Source organism: uncultured Salegentibacter sp., from assembly GCF_963972535.1.
Classification (GTDB): domain Bacteria; phylum Bacteroidota; class Bacteroidia; order Flavobacteriales; family Flavobacteriaceae; genus Salegentibacter.
Window position 1 is genome coordinate 1 of sequence record NZ_CAXAVR010000184.1, and the last position, 3,161, is coordinate 3,161.

The following is a 3,161-nucleotide window of genomic DNA, read 5'->3' on the forward strand; positions in this document are numbered from 1 at the left end:
GTATACCCTAATCTTTATATTTCTTAAAATAAATTCGCGCAGCTTTCATCACTCGTGGCGCAAGGATTAAAGTAGAAATCATCGTTGGTATTGCCATTAAAGCGAAAAAACCATCAATTAAATTAATCATCATACTTAAAGAAGTGGTTGCACCTAGGAGGATACTAATAATATAAAAATAGTTGTAATAATGTTTGTTTTCTGCCCCTGCCAGGTAAGAAAGACATTTTGTTCCGTAGTAAGAGAAGGAGAACAAAGAAGAAATACTAAAAGCGGCTATACAAAGTAATAGCAGGTAATCTCCCACATAAGGAATAGAATCTTCAAAAGCGGCTGCGGTAAGGCTTACACCATTTACATCTGTAGTCTGCCAAATTCCCGTTACCAGGATACATAGGGCAGTAAGTGTACAAACCACCAGCGTATCAATTGCCGGCCCCAGCATTGCTACCAATCCTTCTCGCACAGGTTCAGAGGTTTTACTCGCTCCGTGAGCCATTGTGGCGGTTCCTATCCCTGCTTCATTAGAAAAAGCACCTCTTCTTACTCCCAGGATTATTAAGCCGCCAAGAACGCCGCCAAGCATAGGTTCGCCTTTATAATTTTCGGCAGCAAAAGCATCGGTAAAAATCGTTGAAAAGTAATAAGGAACAACATCGTAATTAACGATCAAGATAATAATTACCGAAACAAAATAGAGGGCTACCATTGCAGGTACCAATCTTGAAACAGTTTTGCTTATTCGCTGTAATCCACCAAGAATTACTACAGAATTTAAAATAACCAAAATAATCCCGATAATAAGGTTTGTGCCAAAACCGGTGGGAATATTATTAGGTTCTAAAAGAATAAAATTAATAGCCTGCGTAAGCTGATTTACATTAAAAACCGGTAATGCTCCAATAAGGCCAGCAACACTAAAAAAGATGGCCATAAACTTCCATTTCTTTCCAAGACCTTCTTCAATAAAATACATCACCCCACCCTGAATATTTCCCTGGGTATCTTTTCCTCTGTACATTACCGCCAGGGTGTTGGTAAAAAATTTTGTGGCCATACCCACCACTGCACTAACCCAAAGCCAAAAAATAGCTCCTGGGCCACCTAAAGCGATAGCCACGGCTACGCCAGCAATATTTCCCATTCCTACGGTAGAGGAGAGGGCAGTAGAAAGTGATTGGAAATGATTGATTTCCCCGGGATCGTTAGGGTTATTATATTTCCCTCGTAAAAGGTCTAAGGAATGTCCTAAATATCGAAAGGGAAGAAAATTAGATAAAATAAGCAGATAAAGTCCGCCGCCAATTAATAAAATTACCAAAGGAAGTCCCCAAACCGCCGAAGCAAATTGGGAGACAAATTCATCTAATTGATTCATAAAACCTTAATTATGCTGAAAATATATGAAATTAAGTCCTATTAAACACAGCGTACTAATAGGTTTCTTTCAATCTAAGCATTACTGGTTTAGAATCAGAAACTTAAAATTCTGAAGTAAAATGGAATTTAATTGAACGATACTTGTCCTGCGTCATTTGTAATGAAAATTGGGAATCTGCTAAGAATACCAATTGTCCCTTTTTATCCTTCGCAAGGAATTTAGCTTTTACACGCTTAAAATCTTTAAATTCTTCGCTTTTTTCATCTTCAGCTTCTACCCAGGTTGCTTTGTAAACGTTTAGATTTTCGTAGGTACATTTGGCGCCGTATTCGTGCTCCAGCCTGTATTGAATAACTTCAAACTGAAGCGCTCCCACTGTTCCAATAATCTTTCTTCCGTTGAGTTCTAAAGTAAAAAGCTGCGCTACACCTTCATCCATCAACTGGTCAACTCCTTTAGAGAGCTGTTTGGATTTCATTGGGTCGGCGTTGTTGATATATCTAAAATGTTCTGGAGAGAAACTTGGAATTCCGCGGTAATTTAAATTTTCACCTTCGGTAAGTGTATCACCAATTTTGAAATTTCCGGTATCGTGTAAGCCTACAATATCACCGGGATAAGAAACATCTACAATTTCTTTCTTTTCAGCAAAAAAGGCGTTTGGGCTGGAAAACTTAAGATTTTTATTGTGTCTCACGTGCAAATAAGCTTTATTTCGCTCAAACTTTCCAGAAACGATCTTTACAAAAGCCAGCCTGTCGCGGTGTTTAGGATCCATATTGGCGTGAATCTTAAACACAAAACCGGTAAATTTATCTTCGTCTGGTTTTACTAAGCGTTCTTCACTTTCTTTTGGTCTTGGAGTTGGAGCGATGTTGATAAAGCAATCTAACAATTCACGAACTCCAAAATTATTTAAAGCGGAACCAAAAAACACGGGCTGTAATCGGCCTTCCAGGTAAGCTTCTTTATCGAATTCAGGGTAAACGCCCTGGGCAAGTTCCAGTTCTTCTCTTAAATTATCGGCTGCTTTGTTTCCTATAAGTTCGTCTAATTCTTTAGATGATAAATCAGAGATTTCAATAGTATCTTCAATATCTTTTTTAGGATCACCGGTAAACAAGTTTACATTTTTCTCCCAAATATTATAGATTCCTTTAAAGTCGTAACCCATTCCAATTGGGTAGCTTAAAGGAGTTACAGTAAGATTTAATTTTTGTTCAATCTCATCCAATAATTCAAAGGCATCTTTCCCTTCCCGGTCCATTTTATTGATAAAAACAATCATCGGGATGTTTCGCATCCTACAAACCTCTACCAGTTTTTCAGTTTGTTCCTCTACACCTTTTGCAACATCTATTACCACAATAACGCTATCTACAGCCGTTAAGGTTCTAAAAGTATCTTCAGCAAAATCCTTGTGGCCCGGAGTATCCAGGATATTGATTTTAATATCTTTATATTCAAAAGCTAAAACCGAAGTGGCTACCGAAATTCCCCTTTGGCGTTCAATCTCCATAAAGTCACTTGTAGCGCCTTTTTTGATCTTGTTAGATTTTACCGCCCCGGCTTCCTGGATAGCACCACCAAAAAGCAGCAATTTCTCAGTAAGCGTAGTTTTACCGGCATCGGGGTGAGAAATAATCCCAAAAGTTCTTCTTCGTTTTAGTTCTTTTTGAAAACTTTTCATCTATAAAATTTAGAGCAGCAAAAGTACTATTATTTTGAAGAAATTTAAGGATAAATTATCTACTCCTTTGGGGAAGAGCCTTCAGCATTT

Annotated in this window: 2 protein-coding genes; both read right to left on the reverse strand. The window is 37.9% G+C overall.

Going from position 1 to position 3,161, the window contains the following annotated elements:
* Positions 1-7 precede the first annotated feature (7 nt).
* Positions 8-1,378 carry an alanine/glycine:cation symporter family protein gene (locus AACZ30_RS13565; protein ID WP_339650031.1) on the reverse strand — a complete coding sequence of 457 codons (1,371 nt, stop codon included), beginning with the start codon at positions 1,376-1,378 and terminating at the stop codon, positions 8-10.
* A 103-nt stretch (positions 1,379-1,481) separates the two neighbouring features.
* Positions 1,482-3,071, reverse strand: coding sequence for a peptide chain release factor 3 (locus tag AACZ30_RS13570; RefSeq protein ID WP_339650032.1), 1,590 nt, complete (start codon positions 3,069-3,071; stop codon positions 1,482-1,484).
* Positions 3,072-3,161 lie beyond the last annotated feature (90 nt).